At 42.1% G+C, this 18359-nt stretch carries 23 protein-coding genes; 14 read left to right on the top strand and 9 right to left on the bottom strand.

The window, feature by feature from the left end:
• Positions 1-21 precede the first annotated feature (21 nt).
• Positions 22-447 (bottom strand): universal stress protein, encoded by a 426-nt coding sequence (locus tag OSJ91_RS24080; RefSeq protein ID WP_350300273.1) that lies wholly within the window; start codon positions 445-447, stop codon positions 22-24.
• Positions 448-610: 163 nt separating this feature from the next.
• On the opposite strand from OSJ91_RS24080, the gene OSJ91_RS24075 reads away from it, so the two are divergent.
• The 5 genes from OSJ91_RS24075 (at position 611) to OSJ91_RS24055 (ending at position 5970) form a co-directional block, all read left to right on the top strand.
• Positions 611-1030, top strand: coding sequence for a MerR family transcriptional regulator (locus OSJ91_RS24075; RefSeq protein ID WP_485890586.1), 420 nt, complete (start codon positions 611-613; stop codon positions 1028-1030).
• A 48-nt stretch (positions 1031-1078) separates the two neighbouring features.
• The gene (locus tag OSJ91_RS24070) at positions 1079-1846 is read left to right on the top strand and encodes a 3-hydroxyacyl-CoA dehydrogenase (protein ID WP_350300271.1); all 768 of its coding nucleotides are present in this window, start codon (positions 1079-1081) and stop codon (positions 1844-1846) included.
• Positions 1847-1926: 80 nt separating this feature from the next.
• On the top strand, positions 1927-3072 hold the full coding sequence (locus tag OSJ91_RS24065) for an acyl-CoA dehydrogenase family protein (RefSeq protein ID WP_485890585.1): 1146 nt from the start codon (positions 1927-1929) through the stop codon (positions 3070-3072).
• Between the two features lie 33 nt (positions 3073-3105).
• Positions 3106-4257, top strand: a complete 1152-nt coding sequence (locus OSJ91_RS24060) for a thiolase family protein (protein WP_413019673.1) — start codon at positions 3106-3108, stop codon at positions 4255-4257.
• Positions 4258-4389: 132 nt separating this feature from the next.
• On the top strand, positions 4390-5970 hold the full coding sequence (locus OSJ91_RS24055; protein WP_485890584.1) for a fatty acid--CoA ligase: 1581 nt from the start codon (positions 4390-4392) through the stop codon (positions 5968-5970).
• Positions 5971-6358: 388 nt separating this feature from the next.
• On the opposite strand, the gene OSJ91_RS24050 is transcribed toward OSJ91_RS24055, so the two are convergent.
• The 3 genes from OSJ91_RS24050 to OSJ91_RS24040 form a co-directional block, all read right to left on the bottom strand.
• The gene (locus OSJ91_RS24050) at positions 6359-6544 is read right to left on the bottom strand and encodes a YfhD family protein (protein ID WP_350300267.1); all 186 of its coding nucleotides are present in this window, start codon (positions 6542-6544) and stop codon (positions 6359-6361) included.
• 107 nt (positions 6545-6651) lie between these two features.
• Positions 6652-6774: a YfhE family protein gene (locus tag OSJ91_RS24045; RefSeq protein WP_081088510.1), complete on the bottom strand. Its 123-nt coding sequence runs from the start codon at positions 6772-6774 to the stop codon at positions 6652-6654.
• A 53-nt stretch (positions 6775-6827) separates the two neighbouring features.
• Complete coding sequence (locus tag OSJ91_RS24040) at positions 6828-7748, bottom strand: TIGR01777 family oxidoreductase (RefSeq protein ID WP_485891941.1); 921 nt, start codon at positions 7746-7748, stop codon at positions 6828-6830.
• 125 nt (positions 7749-7873) lie between these two features.
• Between OSJ91_RS24040 and recX the strand changes: the two genes are divergently transcribed.
• Both recX and OSJ91_RS24030 read left to right on the top strand, forming a co-directional pair.
• A complete protein-coding gene (recX, locus tag OSJ91_RS24035) occupies positions 7874-8671 on the top strand; it encodes a recombination regulator RecX (protein ID WP_485890583.1) in 798 nt (265 codons plus the stop codon).
• 75 nt (positions 8672-8746) lie between these two features.
• Positions 8747-9058: a YfhH family protein gene (locus OSJ91_RS24030; protein WP_063234815.1), complete on the top strand. Its 312-nt coding sequence runs from the start codon at positions 8747-8749 to the stop codon at positions 9056-9058.
• Positions 9059-9099: 41 nt separating this feature from the next.
• Here the strand turns inward: OSJ91_RS24030 and OSJ91_RS24025 are convergent, their stop codons facing one another.
• Entirely contained in the window at positions 9100-9255 is a 156-nt protein-coding gene (locus OSJ91_RS24025) for a small, acid-soluble spore protein K (protein WP_034305387.1), read from the bottom strand.
• 113 nt (positions 9256-9368) lie between these two features.
• Between OSJ91_RS24025 and OSJ91_RS24020 the strand changes: the two genes are divergently transcribed.
• Complete coding sequence (locus tag OSJ91_RS24020) at positions 9369-9635, top strand: YfhJ family protein (RefSeq protein ID WP_034305384.1); 267 nt, start codon at positions 9369-9371, stop codon at positions 9633-9635.
• Positions 9636-9690: 55 nt separating this feature from the next.
• Here OSJ91_RS24020 and OSJ91_RS24015 read toward each other — a convergent pair whose 3' ends face one another.
• A complete protein-coding gene (locus OSJ91_RS24015; RefSeq protein ID WP_413019671.1) occupies positions 9691-10668 on the bottom strand; it encodes a metal-dependent hydrolase in 978 nt (325 codons plus the stop codon).
• 206 nt (positions 10669-10874) lie between these two features.
• Here OSJ91_RS24015 and mutY point away from each other — a divergent pair, with 206 nt between their 5' ends.
• On the top strand, positions 10875-11993 hold the full coding sequence (gene mutY / locus OSJ91_RS24010) for an A/G-specific adenine glycosylase (RefSeq protein WP_413019670.1): 1119 nt from the start codon (positions 10875-10877) through the stop codon (positions 11991-11993).
• Between the two features lie 155 nt (positions 11994-12148).
• Here the strand turns inward: mutY and OSJ91_RS24005 are convergent, their stop codons facing one another.
• Positions 12149-12373: a hypothetical protein gene (locus tag OSJ91_RS24005; protein ID WP_061461732.1), complete on the bottom strand. Its 225-nt coding sequence runs from the start codon at positions 12371-12373 to the stop codon at positions 12149-12151.
• A 68-nt stretch (positions 12374-12441) separates the two neighbouring features.
• On the opposite strand from OSJ91_RS24005, the gene fabL reads away from it, so the two are divergent.
• The 5 genes from fabL to OSJ91_RS23980 all read left to right on the top strand — a co-directional run bounded on the left by fabL (position 12442) and on the right by OSJ91_RS23980 (position 16727).
• The gene (gene fabL, locus OSJ91_RS24000; RefSeq protein WP_230178804.1) at positions 12442-13191 is read left to right on the top strand and encodes an enoyl-[acyl-carrier-protein] reductase FabL; all 750 of its coding nucleotides are present in this window, start codon (positions 12442-12444) and stop codon (positions 13189-13191) included.
• An 82-nt stretch (positions 13192-13273) separates the two neighbouring features.
• Positions 13274-13549, top strand: a complete 276-nt coding sequence (locus tag OSJ91_RS23995) for a gamma-type small acid-soluble spore protein (RefSeq protein ID WP_350300263.1) — start codon at positions 13274-13276, stop codon at positions 13547-13549.
• Between the two features lie 162 nt (positions 13550-13711).
• Positions 13712-13966, top strand: a complete 255-nt coding sequence (locus tag OSJ91_RS23990) for a YgaB family protein (protein ID WP_063577340.1) — start codon at positions 13712-13714, stop codon at positions 13964-13966.
• Positions 13967-14199: 233 nt separating this feature from the next.
• Positions 14200-14730, top strand: coding sequence for a nucleoside tri-diphosphate phosphatase (gene ntdP, locus OSJ91_RS23985; protein WP_048685440.1), 531 nt, complete (start codon positions 14200-14202; stop codon positions 14728-14730).
• A 248-nt stretch (positions 14731-14978) separates the two neighbouring features.
• A complete protein-coding gene (locus OSJ91_RS23980) occupies positions 14979-16727 on the top strand; it encodes an ABC transporter ATP-binding protein (protein ID WP_485890582.1) in 1749 nt (582 codons plus the stop codon).
• 72 nt (positions 16728-16799) lie between these two features.
• Here the strand turns inward: OSJ91_RS23980 and OSJ91_RS23975 are convergent, their stop codons facing one another.
• A complete protein-coding gene (locus OSJ91_RS23975; protein ID WP_485890581.1) occupies positions 16800-17717 on the bottom strand; it encodes an EamA family transporter in 918 nt (305 codons plus the stop codon).
• Positions 17718-18011: 294 nt separating this feature from the next.
• Positions 18012-18359: a hypothetical protein gene (locus tag OSJ91_RS23970; protein WP_485890580.1), complete on the bottom strand. Its 348-nt coding sequence runs from the start codon at positions 18357-18359 to the stop codon at positions 18012-18014.

Raw genomic sequence — 18359 nt, 5'->3', positions numbered from 1 at the left:
GGGCTGGCTATAAAGAGTATTTTATTTGACCAGTAAGACAGGAACTGGGGAATGTTGAACGATATAGTGGCTCACGCTGCCTAGGAATTCCTTGAAGCCACTCAATCCGCGGCTGCCCATGATGATAAGGTCACAATTCTGGGATTTTGCATGTTCCAATAAAGTCGTGATGGCTGAACCCTCTACGACAAATGTTTGGGATGCATTCGGTATTTCGGATAAAAGCGCTTCCGCTTTTTTAATCACTTCCTTGCCATACTTGAGCATGGATTCTTCAATTTCCTGAAAGGCATTGCCATATATATTTGGCTTGATTGGCAGCGTAACAGCGTGAAGCACCTGGATTTCGATAGCGGGATCCAGCTTCCCTAATTCAATCGCTTTTTCTAAAGATTTAAGTGCCAATTCGGATTCATCATAAGCAACTAATATTTTTGAACATAGCATGGAGCGATCATTCCCTTCTTTAAAGAATATACCCTTAGTATATCAATTTAAATCTTTCATACAGTTTCATATATTATAAATTTTGTGAATAATTATTGAAGTTTACGTTAACGTCAATGTTAAAATGAAGGTAAATAATCCCTTTGCAAAGTGTGGTTTTAACATGTACACCATTTCTGATTTAGCAAAAGAATTCGGATTGACGACAAGGACCCTCCGATATTATGAGGAACTTGGTATGCTTAGACCAAAGCGTACCGAAACGGGAAAAAGGGTTTATGGAAAGAAGGAATATGCACAGCTCAAAATCATAATGCGCGGTAAGAAGTATGGTTTTTCGTTAGTGGAAATAAAGGATATCGTCCTTTTATTCGATAAGGATAGGACAGGCATAAAGCAATTGGAAAAAACGATTGAAACTGCAGGACAGAAGCTAAACGAAATAAATGAACGCATTAAAGAGCTGGATGGGTTGAAGCAGGATTTTGAACAGGTAATCAAAGGCTTTACCGAAACCCTTCATGACTTGAAAGTGAACGATAAACATGCAAGCGGTGAAATTAATCTTGAAAATAGGTTTTGATGATAGTGAAAGATGAATATATATAATAGAAACAAATGGGGTGAGGATTTGGAAATTCAAGAAACGATTGCAGTTGTGACAGGAGGAGCTTCAGGTCTTGGAGCCGCGACAGTAAGAAACATCATTAAAAAAGGCGGAAAAGCGGTCATATTTGACCTCTCTGAGGAAAAAGGCGCTAAAATGGCTCAGGAATTGGGAGATTCAGTCCTATTTATTAAAACGGATGTAACAAGTGAAGAAAGCGTATCGGTGGCGTTGGATGAAGGGATGAAAAAATTCGGGAGCATCAATACGGTCATCAACTGTGCAGGCATTGCAATTGCAGAGAAAGTCATAGGCAGAAAAGGTACACATGAATTGAAAGCGTTCTCAAAAGTCGTTCAAATCAATTTGGTCGGTACGTTTAACGTAATCCGGCTTGCTGCGGAAAAGATGGTCGAAAATGAACCGAACCAAGAGGGGGAGCGTGGGGTCATTATCAATACAGCTTCGGTCGCTGCCTTTGAAGGGCAAATCGGACAAGCCGCATATAGTGCCTCCAAGGGAGGGATTGTTGGTATGACTTTGCCGATTGCAAGGGAGTTAGCCAACAAAGGGATACGTGTCGTATCGATTGCACCGGGTCTATTCCATACTCCGATGTTTGATTCGTTACCTGATGAAGCTAGGTCGTCATTAGGGAAAACCGTACCATTCCCATCAAGGCTCGGGTATCCAGAAGAGTACGCTAAACTAACGGAAAGCATCATAACGAATCCAATGCTGAATGGGGAAACCATCAGACTGGATGGGGCGATTAGAATGTCACCCAGGTAAGTTATTAATTCTTTCAGGGCAATCCATTCTAAATCCAGGAAAAGAGCCTCCGACAAAGAATTGGAGAGGAGATGAAACAGATGAAACATCCATACCTAAGTGAAGATCATGAGATTTTCCGTAAGTCATTCCGAAAGTTTTTAGAGAAAGAAGCAGTTCCCCACTATGAACGATGGGAAGAAGAGAGGATCATTCCCCGGTCATTTTGGGTGAAAATGGGGAAACAGGGTTTTTTATGTCCGGACCTAGGAGAAGATTATGGGGGTTCAGGGGTAGATTGGGGCTTTGCCGTCATAATTAATGAGGAATTGGAAAGGGTCGGTTCTGGTTTCATTGGTTTCGGACTTCACAGTGACATCACCGTCCCGTATATTTCCGCATATGGAAATGAGTCGCAGAAACAGCGCTGGCTTCCCAAATGCACGACGGGGGAAATCATTACAGCCATTGCCATGACAGAGCCTGGTACAGGTTCGGATTTGGCCAATATTAAAACGACTGCCATTTTGGATGGAGATCATTACATAGTAAATGGCCAAAAGACATTCATCACGAATGGCATACATTCCGATTTGGTCATCGTTGCCTGTAAAACGGATCCAAATGCCGTTCCGAAACATAAAGGCGTTAGCTTAGTCGTGGTCGAAAGGGATACACCCGGGTTTTCCAGGGGGCGAAAACTGAAGAAGCTTGGTTTGCACAGTCAGGATACAGCGGAGCTCATCTTCGAGGATTGCCGTGTTCCAAAGGAAAACCTGCTTGGTGAAGAAGGCAAAGGGTTTAATTACCTAATGGATAAACTGCAGCAGGAACGACTTGTGGTGGCAATTTGTGCTCAAACCGCATCTGAGGATATGTTGGCCGATACGATTGAGTATGTGAAGGGCAGGGAAGCGTTCGGAAAATCCGTAAGTCAGTTTCAAAATACTCAATTCAAAATCGCGGAAATGGCAACGGAAATCAAAATGGGGCGTGCCTTCCTAGATCAATTGATTGCCAAACATGTGGCTGGTGAACAGGTTGTAACGGAAGTTTCGATGGCAAAATGGCGTTTGACGGAGACTGCCAGGAAAATATCCATTGAATGCATGCAGCTCCATGGCGGCTATGGATATATGGAGGAATACAAGATTGCCAGAAGGTATCGGGATGTTCCGGTAGCGAGCATCTATGCCGGGACAAATGAAATCATGAAGAAGATCATCGCTAAGAATATGGGTCTTTAATTCAATAAAAAGGCTGAGAAGGGAAGAGAGTATATGCGGGAAGTGGTTATCGTTGAAGGGATTCGCACGCCAGTAGGCAGAAGGAACGGTGTCTTGAAAGACGTCCGCCCTGATGATCTGGCAGGGGAAGTATTGAAGAAGCTGATTGAAAAGGCGGGCATCGATCCGGCTATTGTCGATGATGTCATTTTAGGCTGTGTTTCACAGTCGGGCGAACAGGCTGGTGATATAGCAAGGGTTGCTGCACTGATTGCCGGATTTCCGATTGAAGTGCCTGGAACGACGATTGACCGTCAATGCGGATCAAGTCAGCAGGCAGTCCACTTCGCTTCCCAGGCCATCTTGTCGGGTGATATGGATGTGGTAGTGGCCGGTGGAGTGGAAAACATGTCACGAGTTCCCATGGGATCTAATTATCAAGGTGCTGTAACAAGCCAAAAGTATATGGACCATTATGAGGTGATCAACCAAGGTTTATCAGCTGAGAGAATCGCCGATAAGTGGGAAATAACACGTGAAGATTGTGATCAGTTTTCCGTGGAGAGTCATGCCAAAGCAATACGTGCTCAAAAAGAAGGACATTTTAACCGTGAAATGATATCAGTATCGGGTACTGATAAAGAAGGAAATCATATCGAAGTTACGGAAGATCAAGGCCCAAGGGGTGGAACTACGCTTGAAGTACTTGCTGGATTGAAACCGGTTTTCCAAGAAGACGGTTTAATCCATGCTGGGAATTCAAGTCAAATAAGTGACGGTGCTGCCGCTTTATTATTGATGGAACGCAGTAAAGCCGAAGAGCTTGGATTGAAACCGCGCTTTAAAGTGCATACACGGGTTGTTGTCGGGTCAGATCCCACCCTGATGCTTACGGGGCCGATTCCGGCTACCCAAAAAGCTTTGGAAAAAGCAGGTCTTACAATTGATGATATCGACATATTTGAAGTGAATGAGGCTTTCGCGCCTGTACCGATTGCCTGGCTAAAAGAAACGGGGGCAGACCCGAAGAAACTGAATCCAAATGGCGGGGCGATTGCCTTGGGTCATCCTCTTGGCGGCAGCGGGGCCAGATTGATGGTGTCAATGATCCATGAGTTAGAAAGGACGGGCGGCCGTTATGGGCTGCAAACAATGTGTGAAGGCCATGGGATGGCGAATGCGACCATCATTGAAAGATTGGACTGAATCTGGACATTCCATTTATGAATATTCGTAATTCGCACGAAAGTAAAAGCTGAAAAGGGATGAAGCCGACCATCGCAGGCCTTGCCTGAACTCTTCCTGTTGATGGTGGGCCTACTTGAGGAGGAAAATGATATGTCAGTAACGATTAAAAATATCTTTGATCAGACGGTTCAGGAATTCCCCATTAAAGAAGCTATCTACGACGTGAGAAGAAATATCCGCTATACGTACATTCAATGGAATGAGCAGGTGAATAGGTTGGCGGCGGCCCTTCAAGCGGAAGGGGTGCGAAAAGGGGACAGGGTCTCTACGTACCTTTACAACAATGAAGAGCTTGCAACAGCATTCTTTGCCTGTGCAAAAATCGGTGCAATCTTTAATCCAATCAACTTCCGTTTAATGCCGGAAGAGTTGGCCTTCATCTTGAACGACGCTGCTCCAAAGGTTGTTTTATTCGAACACGAATTGGAAGCGAACGTTGCCGCGGTTGAAAAGCGATTTCCGGAAACGGCCTTCTGGTATATTGATGATGATGTGCCTGGATATGCCAAAGGTTACCGCCAGAAAATGGCCAGTATCTCATCAAAGCCAGAAGAAGTGGATGTTCACGAGGATGATATCTATGCCATCATGTATACGAGCGGGACAACCGGACGTCCCAAAGGGGTCATTCACCTTCATAAAGATATGGTCAAACAAGCAGAGATTTTAATAGAGGCAATGAAGTACGAACGCTCTGATATCGGTTTGATTACTGCACCGATGTTCCATTGTGCCGAATTGCACTGTTCCTTTTTACCTCGCGTACAGGTCGGTGCCGCAAATGTCATATTACATCAGTTTAATCCCAAAAAAGCCATGGAACTGATTGAATCCGAGGGGATCACCAAGTTTTTTGCTGCTCCTACGATGTGGAACATGCTCATTCATGAAAACTTGGATGATTATAAATTCCAGAGTTTGAAGCTTGGGCTTTATGGAGCAGCCCCGATGGCTCCCTCACTTGTAAGGGCCTGTCAGGAGAAACTCGGCATCCAGTTCATCCAAGCTTATGGAATGACTGAAATGGGTCCCGCCATCACTCTCCTATTGGAGGAAGATCAAATTAGGAAAGCGGGTTCTGCCGGCAAGGCATGTTCCGGTCATGAAATCATCATTGCCCGTCCGAATGACGAAGGGCCATCGGATCCCGAGGATATGCTGGAGCCTGGGGAAACAGGGGAGATCCTTGTGAAAGGTCCATGTATCATGCAGGGTTACTTTCAAAAAGATAAAGAGACCGAAACGGCGCTTTACAAAGGCTGGTATCATTCCGGTGATATCGGTTTCCTGGATGAGGATGGATATCTGTGGGTCAAGGACCGGGTGGACGACATGATCATTTCTGGAGGGGAAAATATTTATCCACGTGAAGTGGAAGATACATTATATGAGCATCCAGGAGTTCTCGACTGTGCAGTCCTTGGTCAGCCAGATGGTCATTGGGGGGAAATGGTAACGGCCTTCATCGTAGCCAAAGACCCAACGCTGGCGGAATCCGACTTAGAAACTTGGTGTAAGAACAGTGAAACACTGGCGAACTATAAACGTCCAAGAAGATATATCTTCAGTAATGAGCTGCCTCGAAACGCAAGTGGGAAGATGCAAAAATTCTTGCTTCGTAAACAGTTGGAAGAAAATGCTGATGGAAAAAGTTTGGGGAACCTTCTTTAATGCCGGGGTCAATAGCGATAAAACTACTGACAAGTTAGGGTTGGAAAAGTCATTTGGCATGCGATGATACTTGGAGGGAAGACATTTAATAAAGATCGTAGCAGATAGTTATTATATAAATAATAATCCTGTGGAACAATTCAAGGAGAGAGAATAGTTATCCACAACAATAATGCAGAGTGGTTAGCTTAAAATCGCCTTTATCCACATAATCCACAGGGTTATCCAGAAATAACATTATTTTCATGTTGATAAGGTGATTTATTGTACTTGTTTTTTATCAGTATTTTCAGAATATATCCACAATATACACAGGGCTGTGGATAAGCTATGTAAATAAAGAAAACAAAAGGGGCTGATTTACAGCCCCTTGGTTGGTTTCTCCTGCTTATAAGCGGCGACTATGAGCACGGCGGTCAGCAGCATTTGCCCGGGCTTGTGCCTCGATGTCTTCCTGGTCAGCCAGTTCGGAAGAATATTCAACGTCAAGTCCGTCACTTTTCAGGTTTTTAGGAACCTGAGGAAGTTTCTGTTTGTTCTTATCTCGATTATGGTGTATATTGTTGCGTCCCATGTTAGCGCCCCCTAGAATAAAAATAAGCTGGAGATGAATTCATTAATCATCTCCAGCTTATTTTGTGTTGAGTGGCTGTTCAAAATGTACGGGAAAAAACACCAAACTTAACGACGGGATTTCTTTTCGGTATATCCACCAGCTCGATCTGCTTTTTTAAATTCGCGAGCATAAAGAATCGCTTGTGTACTAGTCAAGTTACTTTTCTCTTTATCGTGTTTTTTGAGCAATTAAATCATCTCCATTCCACTTAATATCCCTATTTTTTCCTAAAATGACCCTTTCATACGTGAGAATCTTCCTTTAAGATATTTTGTAAAGCTTCTTTAAGGGTTGGAAAGGAGAAGGTGAATCCTTCCTCTTTAAGTTTAGTGGGAAGGACATTTTGCCCTTCAAGTACAAGTATGCTCATTTCCCCAAGCAGTTTCTTGAGGAAGAAGGGTGGTACGGGCAACCAATGGGGCCGGTGCAGGACAGCTCCTATGGTTTTTCCGAATGTATCCATCTGAACGGGATTCGGTGCCGTAAAATTGACTGGACCTTCTATCCGAGCATCGTTCATGCAAAAGATGATTGCACGGACCACGTCATGGATATGAATCCAGGAAAGCCACTGATTCCCTTTGCCCATCTTTCCTCCGCCGAATAGTTTATATGGTAGGACCATCATTGGCAGTGCACCGTCTTTTTCTCCAAGAATCACCCCGAATCTTGTCAGGATCAACCTGTTACTATAAGATCGTGATTTAGCCGCTTCATTTTCCCATAGTTGAACAGTACGGGCCAAGAAATCATCACCAATGGATTCAGAGGTTTCGTTAAAGGTTTCATCATCTGAAATACCATAATATCCGATTGCACTTGCATTAATGATGACGGGCACTTTATCGGGCAGTATGGAAAGGATCCGGTTCATCTCTTTGGAAGCTTCGACCCTGCTTTCGACAATCCGGCGTTTTCGTTCAGGTGTCCAACGCCCGCTGTTCAGAGATTCACCTGCAAGGTTAATGAAAACATCGAGCCCCGCCAAGTGCTTTTCCGGCTTTGCGTCCTTGGTCAACCAACCGATATATGTCAAATTAGTCTGTTTATTAAATTTTTCGGGATGACGGGTCAAAATATATATATCATGATTTTCTTTTGATAATTTATCAATAAGGGCTGTGCCGACAAAACCGCTTCCACCAGCAATGGCTATTTTCATGAAAACCACTTCCTTTCCCTTTCTTTCCTTCACTTTAACATGCCCATGTTCTTTTTTCATTTTTAGACATGCTATATATAGAAATGGTAAACGTAAAGGGGTAAAGTAGGGGTGGGGGTGGAATTATGCCAAACATAACAAAAATAACAACCCAAAAGAAACGTAAAGATCGTTTTAACATTTTCGTTGACGAAAAATATGCCTTCAGTGTAGATGAAGAAGTGCTATTGAAATTTCATTTGAAAAAGGGTATGGAACTTGATGACCTGCTTTTGGCTGAAATACAATTCCATGATGAAATCCAAAAAGCATTTACCGATGCACTTAATTATTTATCATACCGGATGCGCTCGGAATCGGAAATTCGCCTTTATTTAAAAAAGAAGGAAACGGAAGAGCCGATCATTAAGGAAGCGATACATAAACTTTACAGCTTTAACTATTTAGACGACCTTGAATTTGCCAAGGCTTACGTACGGACCCATGTGAATGGAGGCAATAAAGGGCCCACTACCCTTAAGCTCGAGCTTAAGGAAAAAGGGGTGCAAGAAAAGTTGGTTGTCGAGGCATTGAAGGAATACCCCTATGATATTCAGATTGAACATGCAAGCAAACTTGCTGGAAAAGCGGTCAAAAAGGAAAAAAACATTTCCGAACGAGCTTTAAGGCTGAAGGTTGAACAAACCTTGTTACGGAAAGGCTTCCCTAGAGATGTCATCCATGAAGCACTTGAAGATGTGACGGTTGAAAAGGATGAAGATGAACAATGGGATTCTCTTTGCTACCATGCCGAAAAAATGCAACGTCGATATAAAAACCATGAAGGCTTCGAATATGAACAAAAAATGAAGCAGGCATTATACCGAAAAGGTTTTCCAATAGAATTGATTGAGCGTTATCTTTCCAATGCAGATGGGGATTAAGTGCATTGATAGCCAAATCTCAAAATTTTGTTTAATATAGAGGTAAATTAATATTTCATTTAAGGAGTCATATATATGAGCGACGTAAGATACAGCAAGTTGTCCGCCTATGAACTACAGCAGGAAATTGCAGCGTTGACTGAAAAAGCAAGAAAAGCAGAGCAATTGGGAATGGTTAATGAATTTTCAGTATTGGAACGAAAAGTGACGATGGCCAAGGCCTATTTGTTAAATCCGGATGATTTCAAAAAAGGTGAAATATATCAAATTGACGGAGATCCCGGTGTCTATTTCAAAATTGATTATATGAATGGCGTATTCGCCTGGGGATACCGCTTAGGTGGAAGCGGTAAGGAAGAAGCACTGCCGATTTCAATGTTAAAATAAAAAGGAACCGGGGAAGTACCCGATTCCTTCTGGTGCATCTTTTAATTCGATCGCTCGTTTGATGCTTTCATTCTTTCTTGAGGGTGTGTATTTATACTGCCATCTGCACGCTTTGAAGCATATCTTGCTTTGGCACGAGGCTCGCCTTGGAATTTATTATTGTTTTGGTTGGGGAATCCTTTTTGTTTATTTCGCAAATTTTTCTCCTCCAAGCATCAGATTAAAGACAGAAGCGTTTCCGCTTACTACTAGTATGGGTATGGAACAGTATAGTTCATTCTGTAAAAATATTGGCAATGAGGTGGTTCTAATGAATGATTACCATGAAAGATTAACCAAGATACTGCTTGAGAAAAATGAACACATCACGTATGAGCAAGCTTTGACTTGGGTGGAATTATTATGGGAAGATTTCGAGGCGACCTATGCAAAGGCCGGGCATGAATATGCCGGAGAAGAAATGACATCGCGCGTTGTAAGGACCTGGATTGATAACTACGGTGAGCAATTCCACGAATTCATTGCAAAAAACCCTAAATATCAACAGTTATTAAATCAGCAGAATCGACTGCATTAAAAAAGCTGATTCCAGAGGGGTTCCCTGGAATCAGCTCTTTTTCAATACGCAGTGACTACAAAATAATATTCAATTTCTTCTGCAGTTTCGCTTCGCTAAAGATCCAGCCAGTATAAGAATTCAAGATATTCAATTCGCTGTCTAAATGGACCACTGCCACAAACGGGTAATATCCATTGCTGCGGTATCTTAAATCGATAAAACGGACTTCATAATATTCTTTTATCTGTTCGATTTCAAAGCGGTATACCGGCGAAAAGGACAGAAAGGCTGCCAAGTTGATATCCTTTTTGGCGGCTTCAAGAATTTCACTTTCAGGCAATGGCACTCGATCGAACGTATCTAGAATCGTCACATATCCATTATCAGCCCGTGCCACATAATAATTCTTTTCGGTAATCACCGCAATTTTCCAGCGATGAAAACGCATCGTCGGTGATAATAGAATTTTCCTTGCTCCAGGAATTTGCTTTTTGACCACTTTTTTTATAAAAGCCTGTTCCCTGAACCTGGAAATATAATAAATGACGAGTATTCCGTAAATGGAAAGAAATAAATAGCCTGGAGGGAATCCATAGCCCCATAATATCAGGCCGGCAACATGTATTCCAAAAATGAACGGGTCAAATGTATTGATGACCCCTAAAGCTACCCATTTTGACGAAATCGGCCTAAGAGCCTGGGTCCCATAAGCATTGAATATATCCACGAATACGTGAAGGAAAACGGCTAAAAAGGTCCAAAGCCAAAGATGTAGGTAATTTGCTTCAGGTATGATGGCGAAAAGTGCTCCGCTGATAATCAAGGGCCAAAGTAAAACAGCGGGAATGGAATGCGTGATTCCACGGTGGTTTCGTATATATACAGCGTTATTCCTTAATTTTAAAACAGTGTCAATGTCCGGAGCTTGTGATCCCAATATCGTACCTGCTATGACTGCACTTGCAGTGACTGGGCTCTGCGCAATGACAGGATCTAATGTGGCAAGACCTCCAAGAGCAATTCCCATGACAAAGTGAGTACCTGTATCCAAAAATCTAACCTCCCTGCCACAATTTAAAAAAAATGGTCTTCTTTCATCATACCGTATTTATATATTAACCATCAAATGAATATAATTTAGATTTATTTCCGTGAACCTTTACAAATAAATGAATATGAACATGATATTAAAAAAGAATGGCCTACTATAGGTATTCCCAATTTTGATAAGAGTGTAACATCTTTGGAGGAACTGATGTGAAAGAAATAACGATCCCGACAATAGAAAAAATAAAAATCGATGAATTTCAAAAAGATTTGGTTTCATGGTTTCTCGAAGAACAAAGAGAATTGCCATGGAGGGAAAATAAGGACCCGTACCGTGTTTGGGTTTCTGAAATAATGCTGCAGCAAACGAGAGTGGACACGGTGATTCCTTATTTCAACCGGTTTGTGGAATGGTTCCCTACACTCGAGGATTTTGCCAATGCCGATGAAGAGAAAATCCTAAAAGCATGGGAAGGGCTGGGATATTATTCACGTGTAAGGAATCTGCATAGTGCCGTTCAGGAAGTGAAAGCATCCTATAATGGGATTGTACCGGATGATCCCGAGGAAATAGCCAAATTGAAAGGTGTCGGCCCTTATACAGCTGGTGCGATTCTTAGTATCGCGTACGGTAAGCCGGAGCCAGCCGTTGATGGAAACGTCATGCGTGTTTTATCAAGGATATTGATGATATATGAAGACATAGCAAAGCCAAAGACAAGAAAGACTTTCGAAGCAGCCGTCAGAAAGCTGATCGATCATGAGCATACCTCTGCCTTCAATCAAGCGTTGATGGAACTTGGAGCATTGATTTGTACACCAGGTAAGCCTGCCTGCCTATTATGTCCAGTTCAAAGTCATTGTCTAGCATTTGAAGCTGGGGTTCAGTCGGAATTGCCGGTAAAAATCCAAAAGAAAAAAACGCGGGATGTACCAATTGTAGCTGCCGTTTTAACGAATGAAAAAGGCGAATTTTTAATTCACAAGCGAGCATCAGAAGGATTGCTTGCAAATCTTTGGGAATATCCGAATTTCGAAAACCATTCATCCCTTTTGCATAAGAGGGAATTCTTCGAGAGTCGGTTTCAGGAAATGTATGGCGTCAAACCAGAAATCACTGAATCACTTGTGAGAATTGAACATGTTTTCTCACACCTCGTTTGGAAAGTGGACACGTATATCGGAATGGTCAAAGAAGCCATCAGTGAAGAGACATTAAGAGAACAGCAACTTAAGTGGGTAAGTGAAGCAGAGATGGGTGAGTTAGCATTTCCGGTTTCCCACCAAAAAATGATGAGAGCGTATAAAGAAAAAGAGTGTATTGAATAAAAGATTATAGTCACAAGCATTCGTGGGTTCAATCATATTACATTCTTTGGGTGCGATTTGAAAATCAGTGGGAACAGGGATATTATGCTAAAAGAGGATATCCGCTAAGATATCCTCTTCCTTTTGTTGATTATTAAAGCGAAATCCGTATAAAATCAATCGTAAATGGTTTTCGTTCCATGGGTATAATCTGCTTCTTGTCTATTAAGTCCGCCTCTATTTTCAATTTCTTTGACGATTTCGCTATGGATACTCTGTCCTTCTTGGTTTAAATAAGGTACCATTTGTTGAAGGGAGTGATGAAAATAGGCAAGTTCACTATTTTCCCAATCCGATTTTTTCATCATCGACAACTCTGTCATATCACGTCCAACATACATAACAGTAACACTCCTTAAAAAAATGATTTTTATTACTCGGTGTTTACTCAGAAAGGATGAATAAACGAATGGAACAAAAAGTGGCACTCGTTACAGGTAGCAGTAAAGGTTTAGGAAGAAGCACGGCAATAAGGCTTGCAGAGGAAGGTTACGACCTCGTTATTAATTATGCCCGGAGCAAGTCGAAAGCATTAGAAGTGGCAGCCGAAATTGAAGCGTTGGGGCGCAAAGCCCTTGTAGTTAAGGCAAATGTCGGTGACGTTGCGAAAGTGAAAAGCATGTTCGAGGAAATCGATGCTTATTATGGACGTTTGGATATTTTCATTAATAATGCTGCCTCTGGAGTGCAGCGCCCATTGATGGAGCTGGAGGAATCCCATTGGAACTGGACCATGGACATCAATACAAAAGCCCTCCTTTTCTGCGCACAGGAAGCGGCGAAATTAATGGAGAGGAACGGCGGAGGGAAAATTGTCAGCATCAGTTCACTGGGATCCATTCGCTATTTAAAAAATTATACAGCTGTTGGAGTTTCCAAAGCTGCGCTTGAAGCCCTGACAAGATATTTAGCGGTCGAACTGGCTGCTAAAAATATTTGTGTCAATGCCGTTTCAGGCGGTGTGATCGATACGGATGCCCTTAAGTCTTTCCCGAATCGGGATGAAATGCTTGCTGAGGCGGCAGATCAGACTCCGGCTGGACGGATGGTCGAGGTGGAAGATATGGTGAATACCATCCTGTTTTTAATTTCCGATGGAGCCAGTATGATTCGTGGACAAACCGTAATAGTTGATGGAGGCATTTCATTGCTTGTTTAATATAACTGGAAAAATTTAAATGTTTTTAGTTGGATAACACTCTTGGATAATGGTTATCTTATTATCTGTGGAGGTGATATCAATGGCTAATAACAAAAATAAATCACAAGCAGGTACTAATGTTCAACAAGTGAGACAACAAAACGCGCAATCTCAACAAGGTCAAGGCCAATTCGGTACAGAGTTTGCTTCTGAAACTAACGTTCAAGAAGTGAGACAACAAAACGCGCAATCTCAGCAAAAAAAAGGTCAAGGTCAAGCACAAGGCCAATTCGGTACAGAGTTTGCTTCTGAAACTAACGTTCAAGAAGTGAAACAACAAAACCAAAAATCTCAAAGCAATAAAAGCCAAGGCTAATCGCCGATGAAAAGCATCCTTCTTTTGAAGGGTGCTTTTTTTTTTGCCTTTCATTGGATTCGACAAATGTTTCGTCGTGTTTACATTTTATGTCAAAGGAAAAAAAGGATAAAAATAGAATATACATACTATAGAAAAAATACAGATTAGGAAGGTGCATTCATGGAGGAATTTAACCGGCTTATAAACAACCAGTTGAAAACGATGGATAAGCTTTTACTTTTACAATCCGAAATCGAAAGATGCCAAGATATAGAGAAGCAACTCCTTGCACTGGAAGAGGAGAGTGAAGCGGTCACCATTCAGGAAGAGATTCAACTCAAAAAGCAGGAATTGAAAAGTATCCATGATATGTTCGAGAAGCAAACGGAAGAAGTCATCCGTTATTTTCAGCAAGGACAGGCTGCCATACGATAAATAACCGGCTAATTTCTTAGTTAAAATGGGTGGATGGTCAGACTTTTTCGACTTATTTACACATTTTCACTGGGAGATTAGCCACTTTTGTTTTAAATTTATGAATAAATCGCTATAATATAGGAATATAGGGTAAATGGAAAAAAGTATATATTTTAAATACACACAACAACTGCAAACGGAATAGGGCACAGTACGCTGTCAGGGTGTCTATAGAAAGTAGGGAGAGATAAATGGGGATTGTTCCTGCCGAAGGAGGAAAAATCCAAATCCATAGCTATAAACATAATGGACATATCCATCGTATCTGGGAAGAGACAACCGTTTTAAAAGGGACCCAAAATCTGGTGATAGCAGCGAATGACCGTACTATGGTAACGGAATCAGATGGAAGGACCTGGATTACGAGAGAGCCGGCGATTTGCTATTTTCATTCAAAGTATTGGTTTAATGTTATTGGTATGTTGAGAGAGGACGGGGTTTATTATTATTGCAATATCAGTTCGCCGTTCACATACGATTCGGGAGCATTGAAATACATTGATTATGACCTGGACATTAAAGTATTCCCAGATATGACGTTTAATTTGCTGGATGAGGATGAATATGAAAGGCATCGGAAAGAAATGAATTACCCGGATGCCATCGATTCAATATTGAAACAGAACGTAGACTATTTGATTTATATGATACGCCAGCGAAAAGGACCATTCTCCGCAGAGTTTATTGATAGTTGGTATGAACGCTTTTTAACCTATCGATGATAGAAAAGGCCTGCTGCTTAATTGGCAGGCTTTTTCATTGTGTAACGTATCTACCAACTGTTTCAATCTATCACGATGCAGGAACCTTTAAACCTCCTTTAAATGTGTTTGAAAGTTAGTGAATGAAATCCTTTTGATACTTAATCATCGAAAAGGAAAATATAATTGAACAGTGCATATAAGATTCCAAATTGACTGGTATGGACTTTTTTCATTTGGATTTAATGATTCAGAAAAGGAGGTATTCCGTGGGGAGCATTAAGAGATATTTGCAATTCGTCAAACCATATAAATGGCAGATAATTGGGACGGTACTGATTGGATTGCTAAAGTTCGCGATTCCGCTTTTACTTCCATTGCTCAGTAAGTATATAGTGGATGACATCATCGGAAATGGTGACCTGTCCAAAGCCGTGAAGTCCGAACGCCTTTTATGGGCAATGGCCATCATGATTTTCATTTTCGTTGCAGTTAGACCGCCGATTGAGTATTACAGACAATATTTCGCTCAATGGACCGGAACGAAAATCTTATATGATATTCGTAATGATTTATTTACTCATATACAGAAACTGAGTTTTAAATATTATTCCAATACAAGGGTTGGCGAGGTCATTTCGAGGATGATCACGGATGTGGAACAAACGAAGAACTTTGTCATCACGGGTTTGATGAACCTTTGGCTCGATATCGCAACGATCATCATAGTAATAGTCATCATGTTTACGATGGACGTGAAGTTAACCATTGTATCGATCATCATGCTTCCATTTTACGCATTTTCGATCAAGCATTTCTTTGGCAAGCTGAGAACTTATACAAGGATTCGGTCCCAAGCGTTAGCTGATGTACAGAGTCACCTTCATGAACGGGTTTCAGGGATGTCAGTCATCAAAAGCTTTGCGATAGAAGACAGGGAACAGGAATTGTTTGCGAAGCAAAACAGGAATTTCCTCGATAAGGCCCTAAAGCATACAAGCTGGAATGCCAAGTCATTTGCTGTCGTGAATACGATCACGGATATTGCCCCCTTGCTCGTGATAGGATTTGCCGGTTATCAGGTCATTCATGAACAATTGTCATTGGGTACCATGGTTGCCTTCGTCGGTTTCATTGACCGGCTTTATAATCCCCTCAGACGTTTAGTTAACTCTTCGACGACAATGACCCAGACATTGGCATCCATGGACCGGGTTTTTGAGTTTGTGGATGAGAAGTATGATATCGATGACCAGCCAGGGGCGAAAGAGCTGAAGCAAGTGGAAGGCCGAATAACCTTTCAGGATGTATCCTTTGCTTATGACGAGAAAGAGGCACCCGTTTTGAAACATATAAACTTGGATGTCAAACCAGGGGAAACCATTGCACTTGTCGGGATGAGCGGCGGCGGGAAATCCTCGATCGTCAGTTTGATTTCCCGTTTCTATGATGTGACGGAGGGAAGGGTATTATTGGATGGGACGGATATCCGTAAGTATCAAGTCCGCAGCCTAAGAGATAAAATAGGAATGGTTCTACAGGATAATATCCTATTTAGTGAATCGGTTAAGGCCAACATCCTTATGGGACGACCTGATGCAAGTGACGAAGAAGTATTTGAAGCGGCTAAGGCGGCGAATGCCCATGAATTCATCATGGGTCTGAAAGAAGGATATGAAACGAAAGTCGGGGAGCGGGGAGTTAAATTATCCGGAGGCCAAAAGCAACGGGTGGCCATTGCGAGGGTATTTTTGAAAAACCCGCCAATCCTTGTTCTCGATGAAGCCACATCCGCATTGGATTTGGAAAGTGAACACTATATCCAGGAGGCGCTGGATATTTTAGCGAAAGACCGGACCACCATTATCGTGGCCCACCGGTTATCAACGATCACCCATGCCGATCGGATCGTTCATATCGATAATGGGGAAATTGCGGAAATGGGAACACACGAAGAACTTATGAAAAAGCAAGGGCATTACTATAACCTATTTCAAGTACAACAATTGGATTCTTAAGAAGAATAGGAAAAACAATATACAAAAGAAGACCATTCCGCTAACGGGAATGGTCTTACTTGTGCATGCACGTTATGAAATCCTTTTTTCATGCAGCGTTTTTTTTCCAGGAAGGAAATGCGGCAGATGCTTTATTCCCTCAGGCAAGGCGATGCCGACGATGATCAAGCACATCCCGAACCATTGCAGTGACGTAACCTGTTCATTCAAGAAGATGACGGAAACGATCATCGCTGAAGGCAGTTCCGCAGCACAAAGAATCGTTCCAAGCCCGACACCCACTTTCGGTAAACTGACAGCAAAGAAAAAGAAAGGAACTAAAACACCCAATGTGCCGAGCAGCAGACCGTAGTACCATAGGTTCGTTTGGACAAGATTCGTCACAAGTGTGACGGGGTTAGTTGTGAATACAGCAGTCAGCATACCACCCGTTGCAATGAAAAACAGCCGTTTCATTGAAGATTCCCCAACTGCGAATTGAGAGTTGCAATACATATATAGCGCAAATAGCAAGGCTGACAATAGACCGAACAATACGCCTTTTAGGCTTAGGCCGGATAGAGGCTGACCAAAGATCGCGCCTGCCAATAATGTTCCGATGAAGAGAACGAAAATGGCAATGAGTTTATTTTTATCCGGGCGTCTTTTATTTATGAAACTTTCAATGAGGACGCCTATCCAGGTAAATTGAAATAAAAAGACAACGGCAATCGAAGCGGGAAGCTCGGATACGGAAACGGCATATGCCTTTCCGACGAAAGTGGACATCATGCCCGTGATTAAAAGTAATCCGGCACTCTTCCATGAAACTTTATATTTAAACGAAAAAAGAAATAACACGGAGACAATCAGCCAACCGACGAGGTATTGACTGCCGACCAGTTCTCCGGATGAATGGCCATCCATGAATCCAAACTTCATCATGGTGGATAATGTGCCATATGAGATCGAACCGATTAAGACCATTATGGAATACTTCAAAAGTTGCATGTTTTTCACCCCTGTAAAAATAAAAATCGCCACCTGCCAAAAAGGCAAGTGACGAACGAAAAAAGGAAATCCTTTTAAAATTCCGTCTCTCAACAAAAGCTGAGTTTAAAAAAATGTTTGTGTTGCATTACCTTAGCTTAAAGTCTTTGTGAATATTTGTCAACCAGAAAAATAAGTTAAGCCTGCAGGTCTATCTTTAAGCTAAAGGCGGTGTGAGAGGCAGGAGATGTTCCTTTAACCCAAAGTAATTGACAACCCCCAAAAAGGCGAATATGCCGAATGGGGTGAGGTGCTTCAATCGCCATTTTGCCGGAAGTCTTCCAATGTACCACGGTATTCCTCGTCTTTCATTTTTCGAAGATTAGGCTTTTTTTCTGCAGTTGGCTCATCATTTGGCTTTTGATTGTGAAGCTTGGAAAGTGCCAAACGATAATCCTGATCTTTCATTTTCAATTCATCATTGTCTGTTGGGGAGATGATTTCGGTAATGGAATCATCAGCCGAAGCGAAAGCGGACTCTTCCAACGAGTTCTCTTCCTCCGCTGCCGGCGGCTTACCTTCAGGCGATAAGGCTTTGATATTGTATGTGATCAAGCCCGTAACCGCTAATATGGCAACGATGATAATTAGAATTATGCCCAT

It is taken from the genome of Bacillus sp. T-10(2022) (genome assembly GCF_056502895.1).
Note: the sequence above shows the minus strand (reverse complement) of the source record. Positions and strands in the feature narration are given on the sequence as shown.

What these genes read in the sequence shown, in the direction of transcription:
- OSJ91_RS24055 (WP_485890584.1), top strand. Translation starts at nt 4,390, where the DNA reads ATGTCAGTAACGATTAAAAATATCTTTGATCAGACGGTTCAGGAATTC.
- OSJ91_RS23975 (WP_485890581.1), bottom strand. Translation starts at nt 17,717, where the DNA reads ATGCAACTTTTGAAGTATTCCATAATGGTCTTAATCGGTTCGATCTCA.
- OSJ91_RS24080 (WP_350300273.1), bottom strand. Translation starts at nt 447, where the DNA reads ATGCTATGTTCAAAAATATTAGTTGCTTATGATGAATCCGAATTGGCA.
- OSJ91_RS24075 (WP_485890586.1), top strand. Translation starts at nt 611, where the DNA reads ATGTACACCATTTCTGATTTAGCAAAAGAATTCGGATTGACGACAAGG.
- recX (WP_485890583.1), top strand. Translation starts at nt 7,874, where the DNA reads ATGCCAAACATAACAAAAATAACAACCCAAAAGAAACGTAAAGATCGT.
- OSJ91_RS24030 (WP_063234815.1), top strand. Translation starts at nt 8,747, where the DNA reads ATGAGCGACGTAAGATACAGCAAGTTGTCCGCCTATGAACTACAGCAG.
- OSJ91_RS24040 (WP_485891941.1), bottom strand. Translation starts at nt 7,748, where the DNA reads ATGAAAATAGCCATTGCTGGTGGAAGCGGTTTTGTCGGCACAGCCCTT.
- ntdP (WP_048685440.1), top strand. Translation starts at nt 14,200, where the DNA reads ATGGGGATTGTTCCTGCCGAAGGAGGAAAAATCCAAATCCATAGCTAT.
- OSJ91_RS24060 (WP_413019673.1), top strand. Translation starts at nt 3,106, where the DNA reads ATGCGGGAAGTGGTTATCGTTGAAGGGATTCGCACGCCAGTAGGCAGA.
- fabL (WP_230178804.1), top strand. Translation starts at nt 12,442, where the DNA reads ATGGAACAAAAAGTGGCACTCGTTACAGGTAGCAGTAAAGGTTTAGGA.
- OSJ91_RS23995 (WP_350300263.1), top strand. Translation starts at nt 13,274, where the DNA reads ATGGCTAATAACAAAAATAAATCACAAGCAGGTACTAATGTTCAACAA.
- OSJ91_RS24050 (WP_350300267.1), bottom strand. Translation starts at nt 6,544, where the DNA reads ATGGGACGCAACAATATACACCATAATCGAGATAAGAACAAACAGAAA.
- OSJ91_RS24065 (WP_485890585.1), top strand. Translation starts at nt 1,927, where the DNA reads ATGAAACATCCATACCTAAGTGAAGATCATGAGATTTTCCGTAAGTCA.
- OSJ91_RS23970 (WP_485890580.1), bottom strand. Translation starts at nt 18,359, where the DNA reads ATGGGCATAATTCTAATTATCATCGTTGCCATATTAGCGGTTACGGGC.
- OSJ91_RS24020 (WP_034305384.1), top strand. Translation starts at nt 9,369, where the DNA reads ATGAATGATTACCATGAAAGATTAACCAAGATACTGCTTGAGAAAAAT.
- OSJ91_RS24005 (WP_061461732.1), bottom strand. Translation starts at nt 12,373, where the DNA reads ATGTATGTTGGACGTGATATGACAGAGTTGTCGATGATGAAAAAATCG.
- OSJ91_RS23990 (WP_063577340.1), top strand. Translation starts at nt 13,712, where the DNA reads ATGGAGGAATTTAACCGGCTTATAAACAACCAGTTGAAAACGATGGAT.